Source organism: Dyadobacter sp. CY326 (assembly GCF_021390515.1).
Taxonomy (GTDB): domain Bacteria; phylum Bacteroidota; class Bacteroidia; order Cytophagales; family Spirosomataceae; genus Dyadobacter.
Genome location: NZ_JAJUXI010000002.1, coordinates 331,913 through 350,600, shown reverse-complemented (window position 1 = coordinate 350,600; position 18,688 = coordinate 331,913). Strand labels below are relative to the sequence as shown.

Below are 18,688 nucleotides of genomic sequence, written 5' to 3'. Positions count from 1 at the left end.
ATAATGAAACTGTTACTGACTTTTCGACTTTTGTTTCTCATAATCGATCTTGCCATATTCGCCATTATAAAAATCCCGGTAAGCAATGGCTATGTCCAGCTTCGAGTTCATCACGAACGGTCCCTCAGCGAAGATTGGCTCCGGATACGCTTCTCCACCGAATAATATAAAATCGCATGCTTTCTGGCATTCGTTTTTCAGCTCGATACTACCTTGTTTTCTGTCAAACTCGATAAATTCGCCGACATTGAATATTTCATCATTGATGATGGCTGGCACTTCGGGAAGGTAGGCTGCGACCTCTATTTCGTCTGCAAATTCGATCGAGAAAAGGGCGCCAGCCTCAAGATGGATATGATAAAGGAATTGCTCAGAATAATTGGGTATCACCGAACTTATATCCTCAAATGTCCCCACGATAACTTTGACCCAACTTTTGCCATCCGGCAGGTCTTTGCGCGGCACTTCACTTCCTTCAATGGCTAAATAAGCTGGTTTTTCAGCCTTGATTTCTGAGGGCAGATTGATCCAAAACTGGAAAGCGTGTACAAGTTGCGAATCACTTTGCGAATCATAATTCAACGTTTCATCATGAATGATCCCGTTACCGGCATTCATCCATTGGACCCCTCCGGAATGTACCTTGGCATAGTTCCCGGCACTGTCAAAATGCTCGTCTTCGCCATTTAATATGTAGCTCAATGTGGCAATGCCCCGGTGCGGGTGCGCACCGGTCCCCTCTTTATTAATCTTGCTCTGGATCCTTGGCACGATGTGGTCAAGAAATACGAACGGCCCCACCGCGTCGGCATATCGGTTGGGTAGCATTCGGGATATTTCCAGGTAACCAATATCTGCCCTTTGCCCCTGGGTTGAAAAGCTGCTTTTCTTCTTCATAAAAAAATGACCGTGAACGAATAGAATTTCGGTAAAGATTTGGATGGTGATAGCCCTATGGCTCTATTTAACCAATGGGATCACCCGGCTGCCGATCAATTCGATAGACCGCGTTAACTGCTGGTGTGTCAGGCCCGCAATGTCCATTTGGAATGTGAACAGGTCGATGCCGCCGAGTGCTTCGCTATGCCTTTTGAGCTTTTCGGCGACCGTTTCCGGTCCGCCAACCATCAACACACCTTTTGCAGAGGCACCAGCATCGAATTGCGCTTTTGTAACCGGCCCCCAGCCACGCTCCCGGCCTATTTTAGACCATGACTCTATGTACCCGGGAGCATAATCCGTGCTCGCGGACTGGTCCGTTTCGCCCACATATCCCGGCGAATGCAGTCCGACTTTAAGCTCCTCTGGCTTGAAACCAGCTTCTTTACCAGCCTTTCTGTATAGATCGACCAGCGGCCTGAAGCTCTCTGTTTGTCCGCCGATGACGGCCACCATCAGCGGAAGCCCCAGCTTACCGGCACGCACAAACGATTGCGCTGTACCGCCAACGCCCACCCAAACGGGTAATTGCTGCTGTACAGGGCGAGGATAGACCGGCTGATTATGCAGAGCGGGTCTGAACTTGCCCGACCAGGTAACAAATTCCTCATCCCTGAGCTGAAGCAATAATTTTAGTTTCTCACTGAACAGGGCGTCATAATCATCAAGCTTATAACCGAACAGCGGAAACGCTTCTGTGGCAGAACCCCGGCCGGCAATGATCTCCGCACGTCCCTTGGAAATGATATCCAGTGTAGCGAATTGCTGAAACACCCACACTGGATCCGAAGTGCTCAGCACGGTCACCGCACTCATCAGCCTGATCCTTTTGGTGCGGGCAGCAGCAGCGGCAAGTATCACCGCCGGAACTGAATCTAGAAATTCTTTTTTATGATGTTCTCCAATTCCGAAAACATCGAGCCCAGCCTCGTCTGCCGCCACAATCCTGTCTAATAGTTGCTCCATTGCATCAACACTACTCAGTTCATTACTTCCGTACATGGCCGATGCGAAACTATCTATTCCTATTTCCATATTTCTTTTTATGTTTTTCAGTTTGTATTTATTGTTATCCGTTTTCGGTTACAAAGTCATTATCAAGACAAAGTATTGGGTGGTGGCCCGCCGGCTGGCCGTGAGTTTGTTGCTGGTAAGGGGATGAATTCGGCGTTATCGGCAGGCGGTAACAGAATGCGACCCTGCTTCCAGTCTTCTTTGGCCTGTTCTATCCTTTCCCTGCGACTCGATACAAAGTTCCACCAGATGTATCGTTCTCCCAGATGCTCACCGCCGAGCATCATCAATGTGGTATGCTCGGCAGCGACGATCACGGGATCGACCCCATTACTAAATACCAAAAGTTGTCCGGCCTGGTAACGCGTCCCGCTTACTGTGATACTTCCGTGGACAATGTAAACACCTCTTTCACGATGCCCCGTGGGAATGCCAAACCGGGCACCTTCTTCAAGGACAACATGGAGATAAAATAACGGCGATGTGCTTTTTACACCGCTTTTCAGGCCAAAGGCATCTCCGGCGATTAGCCGCATCCAGACTCCGGTATCTGTAAATACCGGTAACTGATCCGGTTTATAGTTATGAAAGCTCGGGTCGGCTTCTTCATCTTTTTCGGGCAATGCCACCCAGGTTTGTATCATTTCCAGATTCCCACCGGCCCTGATGGCTGGATCTTCAAAACGTTCGCTGTGCGCAATTCCCTTACCGGCGGTCATCCAGTTTACTTCGCCTGGTTTAATGGCCTGCTCAACACCAAGAGAATCCCGGTGCATGATCTTGCCGCTAAACAAATAACTGACAGTAGATAAACCAATATGAGGATGCGGCAGCACATCCAGATTACTATGAATAGCGGTTGGTATACTGACTGGTCCACCATGGTCCATAAAAATAAAAGGCCCGACCATTCGCCTGAGTTGGTAGGGTAAGAGACGCTTAACGACGAAACCGGGTATGATTTCCGCCTGACGTGATGAAATTACGATATCCAGCATATTTTGATCTTGATAAGTAATGACTGTAGAATTAGATGATATAAATGATCCCACCGGCTTAATGAATTTCGTCTATGAATCTGGCCCAGTATTCATAATTGCACACTTGATGTAAATGGTGCAATTTTAATGATACTATTAGACTGAAAAGATGATATATGTTTTATAAACTCGTAGATATTTGTCTATAAAACGCCCTTATGGCGACGATGGAATTGAAACTGTTTATTATAATGGTCATGTAAACGCACTAAGCTTACCAAAGCACCGGTCGCTGATGCCTGAGAACATCATCTGAAATGAAATTCTATTGATTAATCCACGCTTTACGCAAGGAAAGTTGACTTTTTGAAGGGTTATCAGTAGCAGTAATCACTTTTGATGTCTGGTCGTAAGCAAGTCCGGCCTTCTGTAAACTTTCTTTAAGAGGGATCGGCTCACCTTGCTCCACGTAATCTTTAAAAAACTGACGGATCTCTGGAAACGTCATCGCCGTAATTTCATCAAATAATTCTTCGTCTTTGAAAGCCTTTTCTGACCCGAATTTCTTCATAAGCTTTTGCATTAAATCTTGCGTGCCTATCTTACCCCCGGAAAGTTCTCTTAGCCGTATATCAAGGCATAAACCGATCAATGCTCCTTTCTGGTAAAAATTCATATATTGATCCTGTCGTTCGATCGCTTTCGTACTCATCTCAGTCATGGAAAGATGATTGTCGAACTGTTCCATTCCCTTTATTTTTCCCTCAATCACTTTGGCAAAATCCGGCAGGCTTATCATTCGTTGCTTGACAGGCATATGGATGGTAGCATATTCGGTCATTCCTTCATAGAGCCACAGATGTTTGGATAGCACTGGATTGAGGAAGTTGAATTCCTGTATTTCTCCGGAGTGGATATTGAGTGGGGTTAAAATATGAAAAAATTCATGTGAGGCTACGCCCATTAATGCTTCGGGAAGTTTATCCAAGGTCGGTGAAGCGTACAAGCAAACTGTTGAGTTGCTGTGTTCCAGGCCGTCGCCCAATAGTCCTCTCGGCATTTCTTCGTGATAAATTAGAAATGCATATTCATTTACGGGTAGCTTTCCACCAAGATATGTCTGCTGGTTAGTCAAAATTGTTTCCAGCTTTGTTGCGAGGTTTTTTGAAAAAGAATTATGCTCGCTGGAAAAAAAAGAAACCAGGACATTCGTGTTACCGACTTTTAACCAGGTGGTATCCGGCACACAGTAAAAGACCGGGGAGTCGACAAGATGCCGATAATCTTTTGCCGACGTAACATCGGTTGTGTCATTTTTAGGAATATATTTCAGAGCGGATGAAGGATAGAATTTGGTATTTTTCTTGACTGTGATATCATAGCCAGCAGTTGTAATTTCATCAAAATACCCGACAAGCGAATTATAATTGATAATAAATAAACTGTCCTTTTTGAACATGCTGGCAGGAGATTTCGCGCCTCCGGTTTGCTGCGTAAGGTGTTCCCATCCATCGGATACCAGGTAACTTATCTTAGCAGCGTTTTTCAGGTCTGCAACCATCCAAGTGTTCACATCCAGCTTTTTAACCTCAATTGGTTTTCCTTTATGATCAACTGCCTTAAAATCTGATATATATTGACCGAAATCCATGGCATCATAATACCCGGGAACCATCCTGGGTATTATGTATTTACCCTCTTTTAAGTTGTTCTGAGGGGGCGTAAATGTTACAAGAACCTTATCATCCTTGACGTTTAACAAATCTATTTTATAATGATAGTTAGCGGTTTGCGGCTGTGCCGCTAGTTTGATAGATACAGCCAGTAGGACAATAATGTGTCTAAATTTTTTCATGTATTCGCTTTCAATAATGGTTAAGAAGCGCAGTCATTGTTTTAAATTCCCAAATAAGCTGTTATTATAGTCCTTAATAGATTGCTGCACATCTATTGAACTTAAATTCTTTATTTCCGAATGTTGACATTTCTCTGCCGCATTCTCTTTCGGGCAACTATTTTCTGTGACGGCCGGGGATTCATCAACATTTTCCTCCGAAGGTGCCCGACAATCTTTTTTTAAGTCTTTCATAACGAATTAGCTAAGCATCATATCGAAGATTATGGTTTTTCATGACTAGATATTTGCAGACCTAAAATTCAAATCCCAGCCGCAGCGTCACCTTGGGCGATTGCTCAACGATCCGGTCCGCACCAGCTGATGGATTTTTCGTTTGTGTATGTGATCCTAAACTGATCAATATGGATGGGAGTAGGTGTTTGGGATTATTGCGCCGGTACAGGTGTATTGAGTAATTGCTGTTCCCATGCATAAGCTACGCCAGTTGCTCCAAGTATGCTCGATCATCAGACCGGCCAGCTGGGCAGCTGTATCCAGCCGCGCCCAATCCCTCTGCCATTCAGATGTGACTGCTATCCAGTTAATGGGTGTAATGCCATGCTGTACCATACGCCGAACCGCCATGTCGTGCGCTTCCGCTGTAACCGCCCCGCAGGCATCTGTTACAACAAATACATCATAGCCTTCGGCGGCAGCCTGGATGGCGGGCATCGCCACGCATACCTCTGTCCATAAACCGGCAATGATCAGCTGCTTGCGGCCACTTTTTGCCACAAGGTCTGTTACGGCTGGGTCCTGCCAGGTATTGATCCAGGTACGGTTGATGGGTTTTTGCTCTGGAAATACATCCTGGATCTGTTTGATCAGGAACCCGCCGCGTTCTTCAACAACTGTGGTCAAAATGGTTGGCACGTTAAAGACCTTTGCAGCTTTTGCTAGGCCTGCAACAGCGTTGATAATCATAGTAGGCTCGTGGCTGTGCAGGTTAGCGAACTGGAATGGCTGGTGATCGATCAGCACAACGATACTGTCCTCAGGACGCAAAAGTGCATCAAGACCTTTTTTCTGAATGTTTGACATAATTTGATAGTTTATAAATGGATACTCTATCTGTGTTAGGCAAATGTCACATACTCGTTTGCTCGGAACGATGATATTTGTTTAATAAACTGGTAGACATTCGTCTATTAAATTTTTGTAGACATTTGATCCTACTGAGCCGACATTTTGTAAAGCCCTATTTATTAGACTCTTAGGGATTATCTCAATATTCCTGATTGATTTAAAAATTCATTTTAATTTATCTTTACACGACCATCCACAATGTTTAATACGTAATAAAACCGGGGCTGCCGATGTATAATGCATTTTTTGATTATCTGAAAAAATACAGCTCCAAACCACTTTCGGGCGAGGACAAGGCGATGATCAGGCGAAACTTTACGCCGTTACGATTGAAGAGAAAAGAATACTTTTTGCAGGCCGGCGATATCTGCATGGACTACGGGTTTATTGTCAAAGGGTCCATGCGTATGTACTCAGTAGATGATAAGGGAGTGGAACATGTCGTCAGACTGGGCCTGGAGGAATGGTGGATGGGCGATCGGGAGAGTTTTTTTAACCGTACCCCGAGCCGGTACCATATCGACGCCCTGGAACCTTGCGAATTGCTTATTGTCAAAAGGGAAGGGGATGCAGAGCTGATCAGTAATATTCCTGCGTATACTGAAATGGAAATGAAGCTGTATCAGGCTGCGGAAATGGCAATTAACAGGCGCCTTACTTCGGCCTTAACGGGCAATGCCGGCAAGCGTTATACTGACCTTATGGAACGTTACCCGGCCTTTGCCGTTCGTTTTCCGCAACACATTATTGCCTCTTATCTTGGCATTAATAAAGATACACTAAGCCGTGTCATCCGCAGTAATAAGCTTACATAACACCACGGTTACTTGCTCCTCTCTCAGATAAAATAGACTTTTATCTACTTCATTTTTCAACAAATGTCATCTTTTTGATTGCTGCCCGCTGCGGAGATTTGCATACCAATTATTAGAACGATCTGCATGCGGGGCTATACCGGCCATGCTTTGCCTCTTCGCTCTTTTAATAAAGTGGAAACAATCAAAATTATGGATGTCTACGAATATGCTAACGGGGAAGTAACCATCCTCTGGAAACCCAAAATATGTATTCACTCGGGCGTTTGCGTTCGGACGCTTCCGAATGTTTATGACCCGAAGGCGCGTCCCTGGATAAAGCCGGAGAATGCTGCCAGCGATGAATTGACGGCGCAAATCGCCAAATGCCCCTCAGGTGCACTCAGTATCAAAGGAGAATCTTAAATGATTTATCAGCAAGAAAATGGAAAGTACAAAAGTTGTTTTTACAGGGCACGCCCGTGGCGAGGTGCAGCTATTTTCGGACGAGGCTCAGATAGGTAAAATGGATCTTGCCATGATGGAAGGTAGGCTAACAGTGTTTCATACCGAGGTTGACAAGGCGTTCGAAGGCCGGGGTTTTGCAAAACTCCTGCTGACCGAGCTGGTCGGCTACGCCAGAGAAAAAGATCTGAAAATCATTCCACTTTGCCCGTACGTGAATGCGCAGTTTCATCGCCATCCCGGGGAATATGAAGACGTGTGGTTCAAAGACTGGCATCAATGAAATACTTATTGGACCATCCTGTTAAGGGGATTATTGGCAGCAAGAAATTCCTCGCCAAAATACATTGGCGAAACGGTGTACTGATCACCGACGAGCCTGAAAAAGTTGGCGGTCAGGACCTTGGTCCCGATCCTTATACGCTGCTGCTCTCCGCTCTGGTGTCATGTACGCTGGCGACATTAAGGATGTACATTGACCTTAAAGATCTGAACATCCCGGAGATCAGTGTTGAAGCGAACATGTTTCAGAAGATTTCGAATACAAGGACGGTTATCCATATTATACGCCACATAGCCGTTCCGGGAGCCGCAGATGAGGCTCTGCAGCAGCGACTAATCCGGGTAGCAGAGAATTGCCCAGTCTCTAAGATCTTAAAAGGAAGTATCGAAATCAATTCAGAATTCGGGACATCGGCATTGGTAATCACAGAAACGCCTTAAAAATACAGATCCGGAGATCAACCATTCAACGACGTGATCCCGCAGCACAAAGATGGGTTTTTTATCAGTTCACTTTTAGCATATCAATTTTGACCGGAAATGCATGACAACCTGCTTTTTATCCTGGCACTTCTTTTCGCAGCTATGCTGCTGGTCATGCTCGCACAAAAGTTACGTATAGCTTATCCGATCTTTTTGGTGTTGGCCGGATTAGGCATTGGCTTTATTCCTGGCATACCGTTGTTAAAGTTGGAGCCCGAACTGATTTTTCTCGTTTTTTTGCCCCCATTGCTGTATGAAGCTGCGTGGTATACCTCTTGGAAAGAATTTAAAAAGTGGAGCGGCGGCATTGCCATGCTGGCTTTTGGATTGGTATTCATCACTTCGTTCGTCGTCGCGTATGCCGCCCATTCCTTTATTCCCGGATTTACATTGGCCTTGGGGTTTTTGCTCGGCGGCATCATTTCCCCGCCGGATGCGGTAGCTGCTACTACGGTCTTAGAGGGACTTAAAGTACCGCGCCGGACTATTACAATACTAGAAGGCGAAAGCCTGGTGAATGACGCATCCTCCCTCATAGTTTTCCGATTTGCACTAGCGGCCATACTCACCGGAGCCTTTTCCATGCAGCAGGCAACCGGGCAATTCTTTTTGGTTGCGGGCATGGGGATCGTTGTCGGCCTGGCTGGTGCGCATGTCATGTATGTAATCCATCGTTTTATGCCCACGTCGCCTGCCATTGATGCCACGTTAACAGTAATGACGCCTTACATCCTGTTTCTATCGGCAGAGCATTTCCATTTTTCCGGCGTGATGGCCGTCGTGAGCGGAGGCTTGTTCATGTCTTTCCGTGCGCATGAAATGTTTAAGACTGGTAGGACAAGGGTGAATATGACGGGGGTATGGCACACGCTTATTTTTGCACTGAATACCCTGGTGTTTATCTTGATAGGGTTGGATTTGCCGGAGATCGTGCGTGGCCTTGGCGATGTATCCATGGCAGAGGCCATCAAATACGGCATTTTTATCAGTTTCATTGCAATTGGGATCAGGCTTTTGTGGGTATTCTGTAGCGTGCATATTCTGCGCTGGTTCAGCGAAAAGGAAAAGTTAAAGCCATCGCCGGGCTGGAAAAATCCACTCATCATTGGCTGGGCAGGCATGCGCGGTGTGGTATCACTGGCAACGGCCTTATCCATACCGCTATACATGAGTGACGGAAAAGCCTTCGCTCATCGCGATCTGATCATCTTCATCACCTTCGTGGTGATCTTTGTTACCCTTGTTTTTCAGGGACTGACCCTTCCAGCAGTTATCAAATTAACCGACATTGGTGAGCTTGACCCGATACTTCCTGATCATGAACAACATGCTGGCATCAAGCTAAGGCTGGATACCGTGGCGCTGCAGCGGCTGAACGCGCGACACACCTTGGCTAGCGGCAATAGCCTATTGAAAGGTTATGCAAAAAAACTTGAACGCGAAATTGAAGGACAACAGGAGTACCTGAGGTCTGTCGAAGTATGTATCAACAGGAACATTGAAAGGGAGGAATTTCAGCAGGTAATGGCCGATATCCACGATCATCAGCGAAAAGAACTATCTAAAATGAAAAACGAAAAAGTCTATACAGACGAAGCGATACGCAAGGCGGAACAAATGCTGGACATCAATGATTTGCGTGTATCTGAAAGTCCGCTTTGATCGGAATATCATTTTAAATTATAAACGATGAGCAAAAAGAAAGAACAGGTCAAATTCCTTAAAAAAGGTTTCGCAGCCGTCGTTAAGGCTTTGCGAAGGAGAAAAATAAGAAAACGCTTACATGGTATTCATTGGCGGCCTTGCGATCTTAATTGTAGCCTTTTTTATTGCGATGAGTTGAACTTGTCACGGTAGACAATTGTCGACGTCATTTTTTATCATATCTCATCGTCTTCCGACGTTTTTCGATAGCATTTTTACATGGTGAATCAATACAACAGTTAGCTCTGCTGACCAGAGATAACTTATAGCATTTTAATGTCAAACCCGAGAATTTAACAAAATACATTATGAAAGCAGCAGTATTAAACGAGTTCGGGTCGGTTGAAAAGTTTGAAATATTAGATGTCACAACCCCAAAGCCAGGATCTGATGAAGTACTTGTAAAAGTGCTGGCAACATCAGTGAATCCGCTGGATTTTCAGGTCCGCCGGGGGGATTACATCAATGAATTGCAGCTTCCGGTCATTACCGGGCACGATGTGTCCGGGGTGATCACTGAGATTGGAGCAGGTGTTAAAAATTTTAAGATTGGTGATGAGGTGTATTATACTCCCGAAATTTTCAACGGGCATGGAAGTTATGCAGAATATCATGTGGCTAAGGAATCCATAATCGGTATCAAACCGAAAAACGTAAGCCATTTAGAAGCTGCAACATTTCCTTTGGCAGCCGGTACTGCCTGGGAAATGCTTTATACCAGGGCCCAACTTAAGATCAATCAAACGATCTTGATACATGGTGGTGCAGGCGGCGTCGGAATACCCACCATTCAAATAGCCAAGGCTATGGGCGCGACCGTTTACACGACAGCGAGAACAGTGCACCATGCGTTTCTCAAAGGGTTGGGAGCGGATCATACCATTGACTATGAAAAGGAAAATTATATCGATACGATCTTAGATCTGACAGATAACAAAGGCGTGGACGTTGTGATCGATACTATTGGCGGTAACACGCTTTCAGACAGCGGTAAGATTTTAAGTCAAATGGGACAGGTTATAACATTAGTTGACATTGAACAGCCGCAAAACCTGATACACGCGTGGGGGAAAAATGCAACTTACCATTTTGTATTTACTAGGCAGAGCAGAAATAAATTGGACGAACTTACAAAGCTGATAGAGGCCGGGAAGCTGAAACCTGTATTAAACAAAGTTTTCCCATTATCGGAAATAGGCAATGCGCACAGCTTGCTTGAGTTTAGGGACAGTGATAAAGATTTTTATGGAAAGATCGGTGTAGAAATAGGCAATTAAACAGTTATTGCGTAAGTATCAGATATGATCAATCAAGATATTTTTATAATGGCGAACAAAGCTTTGGCGGAAGGAAACTACGTCGAATTTCTCACGTACTTGAATTTATAAAGGCCATCCAAACATAGGTTGGTCATAACAAGCTTGATATAATCCTGTTTCAATATGAATGTAGATAATAAGGCCGTATTATTAAAAGCAAATGATGCTGTGGCCAAAGGAGATAATGAAGGATTTTTGTCGTTTTGTGCCGAGGATATTCAGTTTGAATTCGTCGGTGATAAAACTCTCCAAGGAAAGGATGCCGTCCGGGCATATATGAAAATAGCATATGTGGAGCCGCCAGAGTTTAATGTTGAACATTTAATCGCCGAAGGTGATTTCGTTTCAGCAATTGGAGAAATCAGCATGAAGGACGAAGATGGAAAAAAAATTAACTACTCCTACTGCGACGTCTGGCGTTTTCAGGATGGCAAGATGGCTCAGCTGAAAGCATTCGTCATCGAAATTCCATAGACATTTCACAAAAGCACCCCGTTTTATCTTCCTGAATTGTTCTCGCTACACGTTCATTACAGCACAGCGACCAGCTAGTTTAGGTTTACCTTGGTATTGATACCTCCCCTCGCAATTGAAACAGCATATATTTTCCCGATTTGCATATACAAAATGCCTGTTCGAATAATATATTTTTTCTCGTTTGCCCGCCGAATTACTTTTGTTTCAAATAATAAACATTTAAAATGAAAGTATTAATTCACTTACTCGTCATCCTGTTCATTGCGTTATTAGCAGCATGCTCCAAGCCATCTTATTTTGGAAAAACCTTTTCACCAACTGAAAACGTAGATATCTATCTCGATAAGACAGATGTAAAAAGAAATCACATTACGATGGGTTCTACTAAGCTTGCAAAAGGGTTCGGTTCAATAGACGCTGCGCAGCAAAAAGTGATTGAGCTGGGTAAGAGCAAAGGTGCGGACGGCGTAATTATGAATCTTACCGAAGAAGTGGTATCTACCCAGCAGAACGGCACAGCAGTGGCGTCCAAAACGAAAAAAGAGAAAATTATGGCTACCAATTCCTCATCAACAACGGATATTAAGCAAAAAAGCATTGTAGCCACATTCATTAAATACGAATAGGATGTTAAAAGCGGCCTTGAACTTTTTTAAAGTGAATTACAGGCGGTTAGCATTCTTAGCCTTGTTCTCTCTACTGGTTTATGGTTCGTTTTTTTTGCTTTCGTACGTCGTAAATCCTGCGCAGACCGCACGGAACTTTGCTGGTCGCACTGGTTTGCTTTTCAATACACTGATCTTTGTTATTGAATCGGTAATTACCCATTATATTTTAATTTTCGTAGTGATCCTTCCTGCGATGCGTCATCAGCGTAGAATTCGCGTCGCTGTGATTATTGGGCTGGTGTTCTTTATAGTCAAGTTTGCTTATGACTACATTTTCTTTTTGATGGAGCGAGCAGAGCAAGCCCGCAGCATGACCGATTCTTCTCCGGCTGGTTTGCCCGAAGATAGCATGAGATGGGTGCTAGTTATATCTTATGTATTTGTCCTGGTTACGAGCTTTTCTGTGGCATTATTGGTTGAATGGGTTCATAAAGACAAAGAGCGAATTATGCTGGAAAAAGAAAAGACCGAGGCAGAACTCAAAGCCTTAAAGCACCAGATTAATCCTCATTTTTTGTTCAACTCATTGAGCTTTATTTATGGAAAGGTCATCAAACTCGATAAAGAAACTGCGGATTCAATTCTGATGCTGGCTAACATTATGAGATACGCGTTGGGAAAAAGTGCCAATATCGATGGAACCGTCAATATTGTCGATGAATTGGAACATTTGAAAAATGTAATTGAGATCAATCAGCGTCGTCATAATCACGGGTTAAATATTCACTACGATGAACAAATTGACGACCAGTCTATTAGCATTGTTCCACTGGTATTGATCACACTCGTTGAAAATGCTTTCAAACACGGTGATCTGCATGACCCCGCCAATCCCTTACGGATCAGAATTAACACATCCGTAGATGAATTAACATTTGAAATCAACAACAAAAAGGGAAAAGGAGTGAAAGCACTTTCAAATGGGATTGGCCTTCATAATATCCGTCAGCAGCTTAGCTTGACTTACGGAAATCGGTCCAAGTTCTTAATAGACGAAAGTGAAACGCATTTTAATGTGTCATTAAAGATAACACTTCCAGCATGATAGATTGCATTATCATTGACGATGAACAGCATGCCATCGATTTGTTGAAAGAGCATATCAGTCATGTGCATTTTTTGAGATTAGTCGGCACGGCAACAAATCCTATTAAGGGTTTAGCAATGATTGGTGATCTCAAACCAGGGCTTGTTTTTCTGGATGTTCAAATGCCAAATCTGACGGGCATTGAAATATTGAAGCTGATCAGTAATAATTGCCATGTGATTATGACTACTGCTTACAAGGAATATGCTCTTGAAGGATTTGAGCATGCCGTAGTAGACTATCTATTAAAACCAATCCCTTTTTTAAGGTTTCTAAAAGCGGTCAATCGTTTATGGATCATTCAAAATAACGTTCGCCCGATTAGTGATCAGGATCATTATGTATTTGTAAAAACTGAACAAAAAGGCAAGCTTCTAAAAATTGACTCCCGCAGAATTACCTATATCGAAGGCCAGGGTAATTATGCCACAATCCACATGAATGATCAGCGCAAGATTACGGCCTATTTGAGATTAAAGGAGCTTGCTGAACAACTTTCTTCAATGGGATTTGTACGGATACACAAATCATTTATTATTTCTCTAAGCCATTTAACTGCCATTGAAGGCAACATGGTCCGCATCATAGATGAAGAACAGCCTATTACAATTGGCGAAGCCTATCGAAAGGAGTTTTTTGAAATGATCAATGCGAAGTTACTTTCCATGCCTCCGAATAATTCAATCGAGTAATTTAATCAAATAAGTATTTAATGAAACGAAGTAATCTTTTTGCGGTAATTTTTACCGTCTCATTTGTGCTGCTTTTTAGTTGCAAAGAGATCATGGATCATCCGGTTAATCCGGATTTACCAGAAGTGATTCCCACGCCTTGTGAAGGCATTAGTCCTTCAAATCTTTGGCTTTTAAAGCAAATCAGTGGTTGGAGTAAAGGGGCCATAAGCATACTTAGTAATGAGGAGGCTGGGAAGCTGGGCATTTTCGTTGCCATGTTCAGTGAGGAAGATTCTGAAAAACAATATTTTGGTGTGAAAGGGGAGTATACTGCTCAATTAAAAAAGACCTTTAAAAATCTGCAAGGTTTCTGGGACATTAATTCAGACAACATCCTTATGGTTGCAGCACATGGCACCATGTTGCAGGACCGGGATAAAGTGATAAACGTGTATCAAGCAGAATATGGATATAGTTTGGAAAAGGCCAATAAATATGCTGACTCGCTGGCTACCTTGTTCAAGACTTATCCTGAATATCTCAACGGAAATCATCCTTTTTTCACTTTTAATGCATACGCCCATCAGCAGAAAAATTATCCTGTTGTTGGTCAGGTTAAGGATAAAATCGTTTTTGGAGATGCGCTTTTGCAGCCTTTTGATGCGCTTGGCTACGGAGATATTGCGCCCCAGGCTATTCTGGCCCATGAATATGCGCATCACATCCAGTATGATTTGGGAATAAAAGATTATAGTATCCCACTAACCCCGGCAGGTAACCGCCGCACCGAATTAATGGCCGATGCATACGCAGCTTACTTCCTCTCGCACTCTCGGGGAGCAGCTATGGAGTGGAAAAGCGTGCAAAGAGTCGCGGAGGTGTTTTCGAATCTTGGCGATTGTGATTTTGAAAGCGAGCTGCACCATGGCACTCCTGTTCAGCGAAAAGCTGCGACCGAGTGGGGATATGACCTGGCCAAAAATGCAGAGAAAACAGACCACATTATAGGCAGCCGGGAATTTGCGAAATTGTTTGATGCAGAATTAAATAATATAGTAAAAAAATAATCTTCATCTCCCTTTCTTTCACTACTGCATTTCCACCCGAAGTACATCACTTTTTAACATTTTTATCAATTTCAATTCAATTTATTTTAAACAAATATCCACATGAAAAATATAATGATTGCCCTGTATATGTTTACAATTAGCTACGCGGCAAGTGCACAATACGACCCTGCTTTTAGATTCGGAATCAAAGCAGGTGCTAACTTATCCAATATCAATGGCAGTAACGATTTAAGTCTTTCACCAGGTGGTAATGCATTCGATTTTAGGGACAACGATAACCGTTCACTTGGGTTCGCGGGAGGAGTTTTCTTCCGCTTTGGTAAAACGTTCTATATCCAGCCAGAGATCTTATTGTCCCAAAAGGGAGGCAAATTCAATGTATATGAGGATGGTGTATTAAATGATGGGAAAGTGGACGTGCGTTTTTCCAACTTTGATGTTCCTGTCCTTTTCGGGGTGCGCATTGCAAGGTTTGTTCGCATCAATGTTGGTCCAATGGCATCGCTACGATTAAATAAGAATGGTAAAATCAGCGATTCATTTGATGATATAACAGGGGAGAACTCAAAAGCTGAATTTAAAAACCGATTAGCATTTGGTTACCAGGCTGGCGTTGGTCTTGACCTTGGAAGATTGAGTTTAGATGTACGTTATGAAGGCAATTTCACTAATATTATGAAAATTCATTTTGCTAATGCAACAACCGCCTCGCAATTTGGTAAAAAGAGCAACCTGTTTCAGGCAACACTAGGCTTTACCATTCTTTGATTTACGATTTTTGAAATTAGGCGGCAATGTGTGATAAAGGTTGGAGACACTTGCTAGAATTTAGCCTGAAAATATTGAGATTGGATGAAAAGCGTATATAGCGTACAGTGATTTTTAGTTAAATTCGTATGACATAACAGCGATTAAATGTTTCAGAAACTGATTAGTTACATTGAGGGATATTCAGGTTTACAAGTAAATTGCTTGGAATTCGAATTGATCAAAAGTAAATTCCAAGCAAAAACCCTACGCAAAAGGCAATACTTGTTACGAGCAGGTGATGTAGCAAAGTACTCTGCGTTCATCACAACGGGAGCGATGCGCCAGTTTTGCATTGATGAAAAAGGAAACGAGAAAATCGTACAGCTTTATATTGAAAATTACTGGGCAGACGACCGCGCAAGTTTAACTTCACTTGATCCATCGGAGTACAATATTCAAGCATGGGAAGACACTGAAATGTTGATTATCTCACCCAAAGATATCTATGAGCTTAAAGATAATATCCCTGCGATAGCACAAATGCTAAGAGTAATGGATGATAGGCACGTTATTGCTTTGAACAAAAGAATAAATTCAATGATATGCACCACAGCAGAGATGCGGTACCAGGAATTTGAAAGAAACTATCCGCATTTTTTACAGCGGTTCCCACAGCATTTCATCGCGTCGTATTTGGGAGTTACAAAAGAATCATTAAGCAGGCTAAGAAGACAAAGCTACGTTTAGTATCCGGTCGGCCTTTAAAAAAACAGCATATTTACCTACAATGTTTTAAGTGGCATTTTTGGCGTTCCATATGACTGCGAAGTTGCTGATGCCTTCGGCCCGCGTAATTTCACAATTTTAATTTTTGATCGGGACTGTCAAGATGTCGGTTTTCTTCAAGCTTTTATTAGTTTATTTTGCCAATTTGTACCTGGCATTTAAGCCTGTTCAGTTCTGTAACTATTGTCAAACATGCTAATTAAAGTAATGGAAATTCACATGTTTTGCGCGGTCTTGCCACCGTTAACTTTTATGCGACTGGCCATGCAGCAGCAAAAAAATGGTATAGCGAATTGTTAGGTGTTCTAATCACTATCTCCGCCAAGCCAACAATGCGCTTCCCATAATGAGCGGATAAAGCTCAATATCCGCGCTATTTACTAAAGAAGATATCTATCCTGGCCTAAGAGCGCTTGTTTTAAGTCACTATATTAGCGGACGATGATAACAATGGGCACCTTATAGGCGCCGAAAATTTAAAAATTTTGTGCGAGCTTTCAGGCACAGTCGATAGGGGACACATCTTTTTGCAGGAGAATGGAGCTTATGTTTTCTTTCAAAACATGAGATCAACATATTAAAAGTTATGCAAAACAGACGCGAATTTTTAAAGAAAGCCGCAGCCGGTTCGCTTGGTATGGCAATAGGAGGGTCCGCTTTTGGTTTTAGTGCCAAAAGTTATAACCGTATCATTGGCGCCAATGAGCTCATAAGGGTTGCCACAATTGGTGTCAACAGCCGCGGAAAAAGCATGGGGGCTACTATTGCCGGACAGAAAGGCGCGGAAGTCGGGGTCGTTTGTGATGTGGATGAACGTGCCATTCCGAAGGCTATTCAAGCCATTATGGATGCTAAACAGATACAAACACCGAAATCGGAGAAAGACTGCCGTAAAGTGCTGGAAGATAAATCTATCGACGCGATCTACATTGCCACACCTGATCACTGGCACGCTCCATTGACAATTATGAGTTGCCAGGCTGGAAAGCACGTGTATGTGGAAAAACCATTAAGCCATAACCCCAGAGAGGGCGAATTGGCGGTTGAGGCTGCGCGCAAATACAAGCGGGTGGTTCAAATGGGCGCTCAGCGCCGTTCGGCTCCCATCCTGACGCAAGGGATCGAAGAATTGCACAAAGGGATTATCGGCAGGGTGTATCTGGCCAAAACCTGGTATACCAACAAACGCAAGGCTACTATATTAAAACCGGGTCCTGTGCCTTCCTGGCTTGATTACGATCTCTGGCAGGGCCCAGCCCCAAGAATGGCTTACAAAGAAGGTCTGATCCACTACGACTGGCACTGGTTCTGGCACTGGGGAACGGGCGAGGCGCTCAACAATGGCACGCATGAAGTGGATGTAGCACGTTGGGGACTCGGCGTTGACTTTCCAACCCGTGTAAGCTCTATCGGCGGAAGATATGAATTCAAAGACGACTGGGAAACGCCTGATACGCAAGTAATTGCTATGGACTTTCCGGGCCGCATATCGCTGATTTGGGAGTCAAGAAGTTCTAATGGACGAAAAATCGAAGGGCTTGACCGTGGTATCATATTCTATGGGGAGAACGGAAGCCTTGATACGGGCGGTGACGAATATGCAGTATACGACCTGGACGGAAAGCTGGTAAAAGAAGTGAAATCACAGGAGAAAGCTGATGTGCAGGGACGTAACCTGGCAAGTCCGAGCCTGGGTATGGACAGTCTGCACGTGGCCGATTTCCTGGATGCGATCAAGAACGACCGCCGTCCAAACTGTGATGTGGAACTGGGATACAAAAGCGTTGTCTCTATGCAGCTCGGCAACATTGCCTGGCGGGTAGGCCGAGACCTGAAAATAGATCCACAAAACGGCCATATCGTGGGTGACAAAGATGCACAAAAACTGTGGTCACGAGAATATGAAAATGGCTGGAAACCAACTATTTAATTCTAACTTCTAATGTGACATTTGTGGCCGGAGAGGCAGAAGTCTTTGCGGAAGCTGAGGCAATTTTGAGGAAATTCGCAGCAAACACAGTGTTAACTGATGAGGATAGCGGATGGGCAGTAGCCTCAACCATAAAACGGTGTTGAAACTGATGAAGGGAATGAAACTTAAATCGTTGATTCGTGCCAAAAAGTACAGCTTTTACAAAGGCCAGACAGGCAATAATCATTCATTATAATTCACGTGTGGATTCAGTGACGAATTCTCTGCACAATATGCATTG

At 43.7% G+C, this 18,688-nt stretch carries 20 protein-coding genes; 14 read left to right on the top strand and 6 right to left on the bottom strand.

The features are described from left to right. Positions 1-12 precede the first annotated feature (12 nt). The 6 genes from LZG73_RS02075 to LZG73_RS02050 form a co-directional block, all read right to left on the bottom strand. Positions 13-897, bottom strand: coding sequence for a pirin family protein (locus LZG73_RS02075; RefSeq protein ID WP_233845836.1), 885 nt, complete (start codon positions 895-897; stop codon positions 13-15). A gap of 63 nt (positions 898-960) precedes the next feature. After that, a complete protein-coding gene (locus LZG73_RS02070) occupies positions 961-1,974 on the bottom strand; it encodes an LLM class flavin-dependent oxidoreductase (protein ID WP_233845835.1) in 1,014 nt (337 codons plus the stop codon). A gap of 62 nt (positions 1,975-2,036) precedes the next feature. Continuing rightward, a complete protein-coding gene (locus tag LZG73_RS02065; RefSeq protein WP_233845834.1) occupies positions 2,037-2,951 on the bottom strand; it encodes a pirin family protein in 915 nt (304 codons plus the stop codon). Between the two features lie 307 nt (positions 2,952-3,258). After that, the gene (locus LZG73_RS02060) at positions 3,259-4,788 is read right to left on the bottom strand and encodes a peptidase M61 (protein WP_233845833.1); all 1,530 of its coding nucleotides are present in this window, start codon (positions 4,786-4,788) and stop codon (positions 3,259-3,261) included. Between the two features lie 33 nt (positions 4,789-4,821). Then, entirely contained in the window at positions 4,822-5,022 is a 201-nt protein-coding gene (locus LZG73_RS02055) for a hypothetical protein (RefSeq protein WP_233845832.1), read from the bottom strand. Positions 5,023-5,187: 165 nt separating this feature from the next. Beyond that, a complete protein-coding gene (locus LZG73_RS02050; protein WP_233845831.1) occupies positions 5,188-5,871 on the bottom strand; it encodes a hydrolase in 684 nt (227 codons plus the stop codon). Between the two features lie 275 nt (positions 5,872-6,146). On the opposite strand from LZG73_RS02050, the gene LZG73_RS02045 reads away from it, so the two are divergent. The 14 genes from LZG73_RS02045 to LZG73_RS01980 all read left to right on the top strand — a co-directional run bounded on the left by LZG73_RS02045 (position 6,147) and on the right by LZG73_RS01980 (position 18,405). Then, entirely contained in the window at positions 6,147-6,731 is a 585-nt protein-coding gene (locus LZG73_RS02045) for a Crp/Fnr family transcriptional regulator (RefSeq protein WP_233845830.1), read from the top strand. A 174-nt stretch (positions 6,732-6,905) separates the two neighbouring features. Then, positions 6,906-7,136, top strand: a complete 231-nt coding sequence (locus LZG73_RS02040) for a (4Fe-4S)-binding protein (RefSeq protein ID WP_233845829.1) — start codon at positions 6,906-6,908, stop codon at positions 7,134-7,136. A 19-nt stretch (positions 7,137-7,155) separates the two neighbouring features. Beyond that, a complete protein-coding gene (locus LZG73_RS02035) occupies positions 7,156-7,458 on the top strand; it encodes a GNAT family N-acetyltransferase (RefSeq protein WP_233845828.1) in 303 nt (100 codons plus the stop codon). Then, positions 7,455-7,898, top strand: a complete 444-nt coding sequence (locus tag LZG73_RS02030) for an OsmC family protein (RefSeq protein ID WP_233845827.1) — start codon at positions 7,455-7,457, stop codon at positions 7,896-7,898. The genes LZG73_RS02035 and LZG73_RS02030 overlap by 4 nt, the downstream gene beginning before the upstream one ends. 99 nt (positions 7,899-7,997) lie before the next feature. Next, positions 7,998-9,602 carry a Na+/H+ antiporter gene (locus LZG73_RS02025; protein ID WP_233845826.1) on the top strand — a complete coding sequence of 535 codons (1,605 nt, stop codon included), beginning with the start codon at positions 7,998-8,000 and terminating at the stop codon, positions 9,600-9,602. Positions 9,603-9,952: 350 nt separating this feature from the next. Then, entirely contained in the window at positions 9,953-10,921 is a 969-nt protein-coding gene (locus LZG73_RS02020; RefSeq protein ID WP_233845825.1) for a zinc-dependent alcohol dehydrogenase family protein, read from the top strand. A 165-nt stretch (positions 10,922-11,086) separates the two neighbouring features. Beyond that, a complete protein-coding gene (locus tag LZG73_RS02015; protein ID WP_233845824.1) occupies positions 11,087-11,437 on the top strand; it encodes a nuclear transport factor 2 family protein in 351 nt (116 codons plus the stop codon). Between the two features lie 227 nt (positions 11,438-11,664). After that, positions 11,665-12,066, top strand: a complete 402-nt coding sequence (locus LZG73_RS02010; protein ID WP_233845823.1) for a hypothetical protein — start codon at positions 11,665-11,667, stop codon at positions 12,064-12,066. A gap of 1 nt (position 12,067) precedes the next feature. Continuing rightward, a complete protein-coding gene (locus tag LZG73_RS02005) occupies positions 12,068-13,153 on the top strand; it encodes a sensor histidine kinase (protein ID WP_233845822.1) in 1,086 nt (361 codons plus the stop codon). Continuing rightward, positions 13,150-13,887: a LytTR family DNA-binding domain-containing protein gene (locus LZG73_RS02000; protein WP_255696996.1), complete on the top strand. Its 738-nt coding sequence runs from the start codon at positions 13,150-13,152 to the stop codon at positions 13,885-13,887. The genes LZG73_RS02005 and LZG73_RS02000 overlap by 4 nt, the downstream gene beginning before the upstream one ends. A gap of 20 nt (positions 13,888-13,907) precedes the next feature. After that, a complete protein-coding gene (locus LZG73_RS01995) occupies positions 13,908-14,936 on the top strand; it encodes a hypothetical protein (RefSeq protein ID WP_233845820.1) in 1,029 nt (342 codons plus the stop codon). 102 nt (positions 14,937-15,038) lie between these two features. Continuing rightward, positions 15,039-15,707 (top strand): porin family protein, encoded by a 669-nt coding sequence (locus LZG73_RS01990; RefSeq protein WP_233845819.1) that lies wholly within the window; start codon positions 15,039-15,041, stop codon positions 15,705-15,707. Positions 15,708-15,854: 147 nt separating this feature from the next. Continuing rightward, the gene (locus LZG73_RS01985; RefSeq protein ID WP_233845818.1) at positions 15,855-16,436 is read left to right on the top strand and encodes a Crp/Fnr family transcriptional regulator; all 582 of its coding nucleotides are present in this window, start codon (positions 15,855-15,857) and stop codon (positions 16,434-16,436) included. Positions 16,437-17,061: 625 nt separating this feature from the next. Beyond that, the gene (locus tag LZG73_RS01980) at positions 17,062-18,405 is read left to right on the top strand and encodes a Gfo/Idh/MocA family protein (protein ID WP_233845817.1); all 1,344 of its coding nucleotides are present in this window, start codon (positions 17,062-17,064) and stop codon (positions 18,403-18,405) included. Positions 18,406-18,688: the final 283 nt, after the last annotated feature.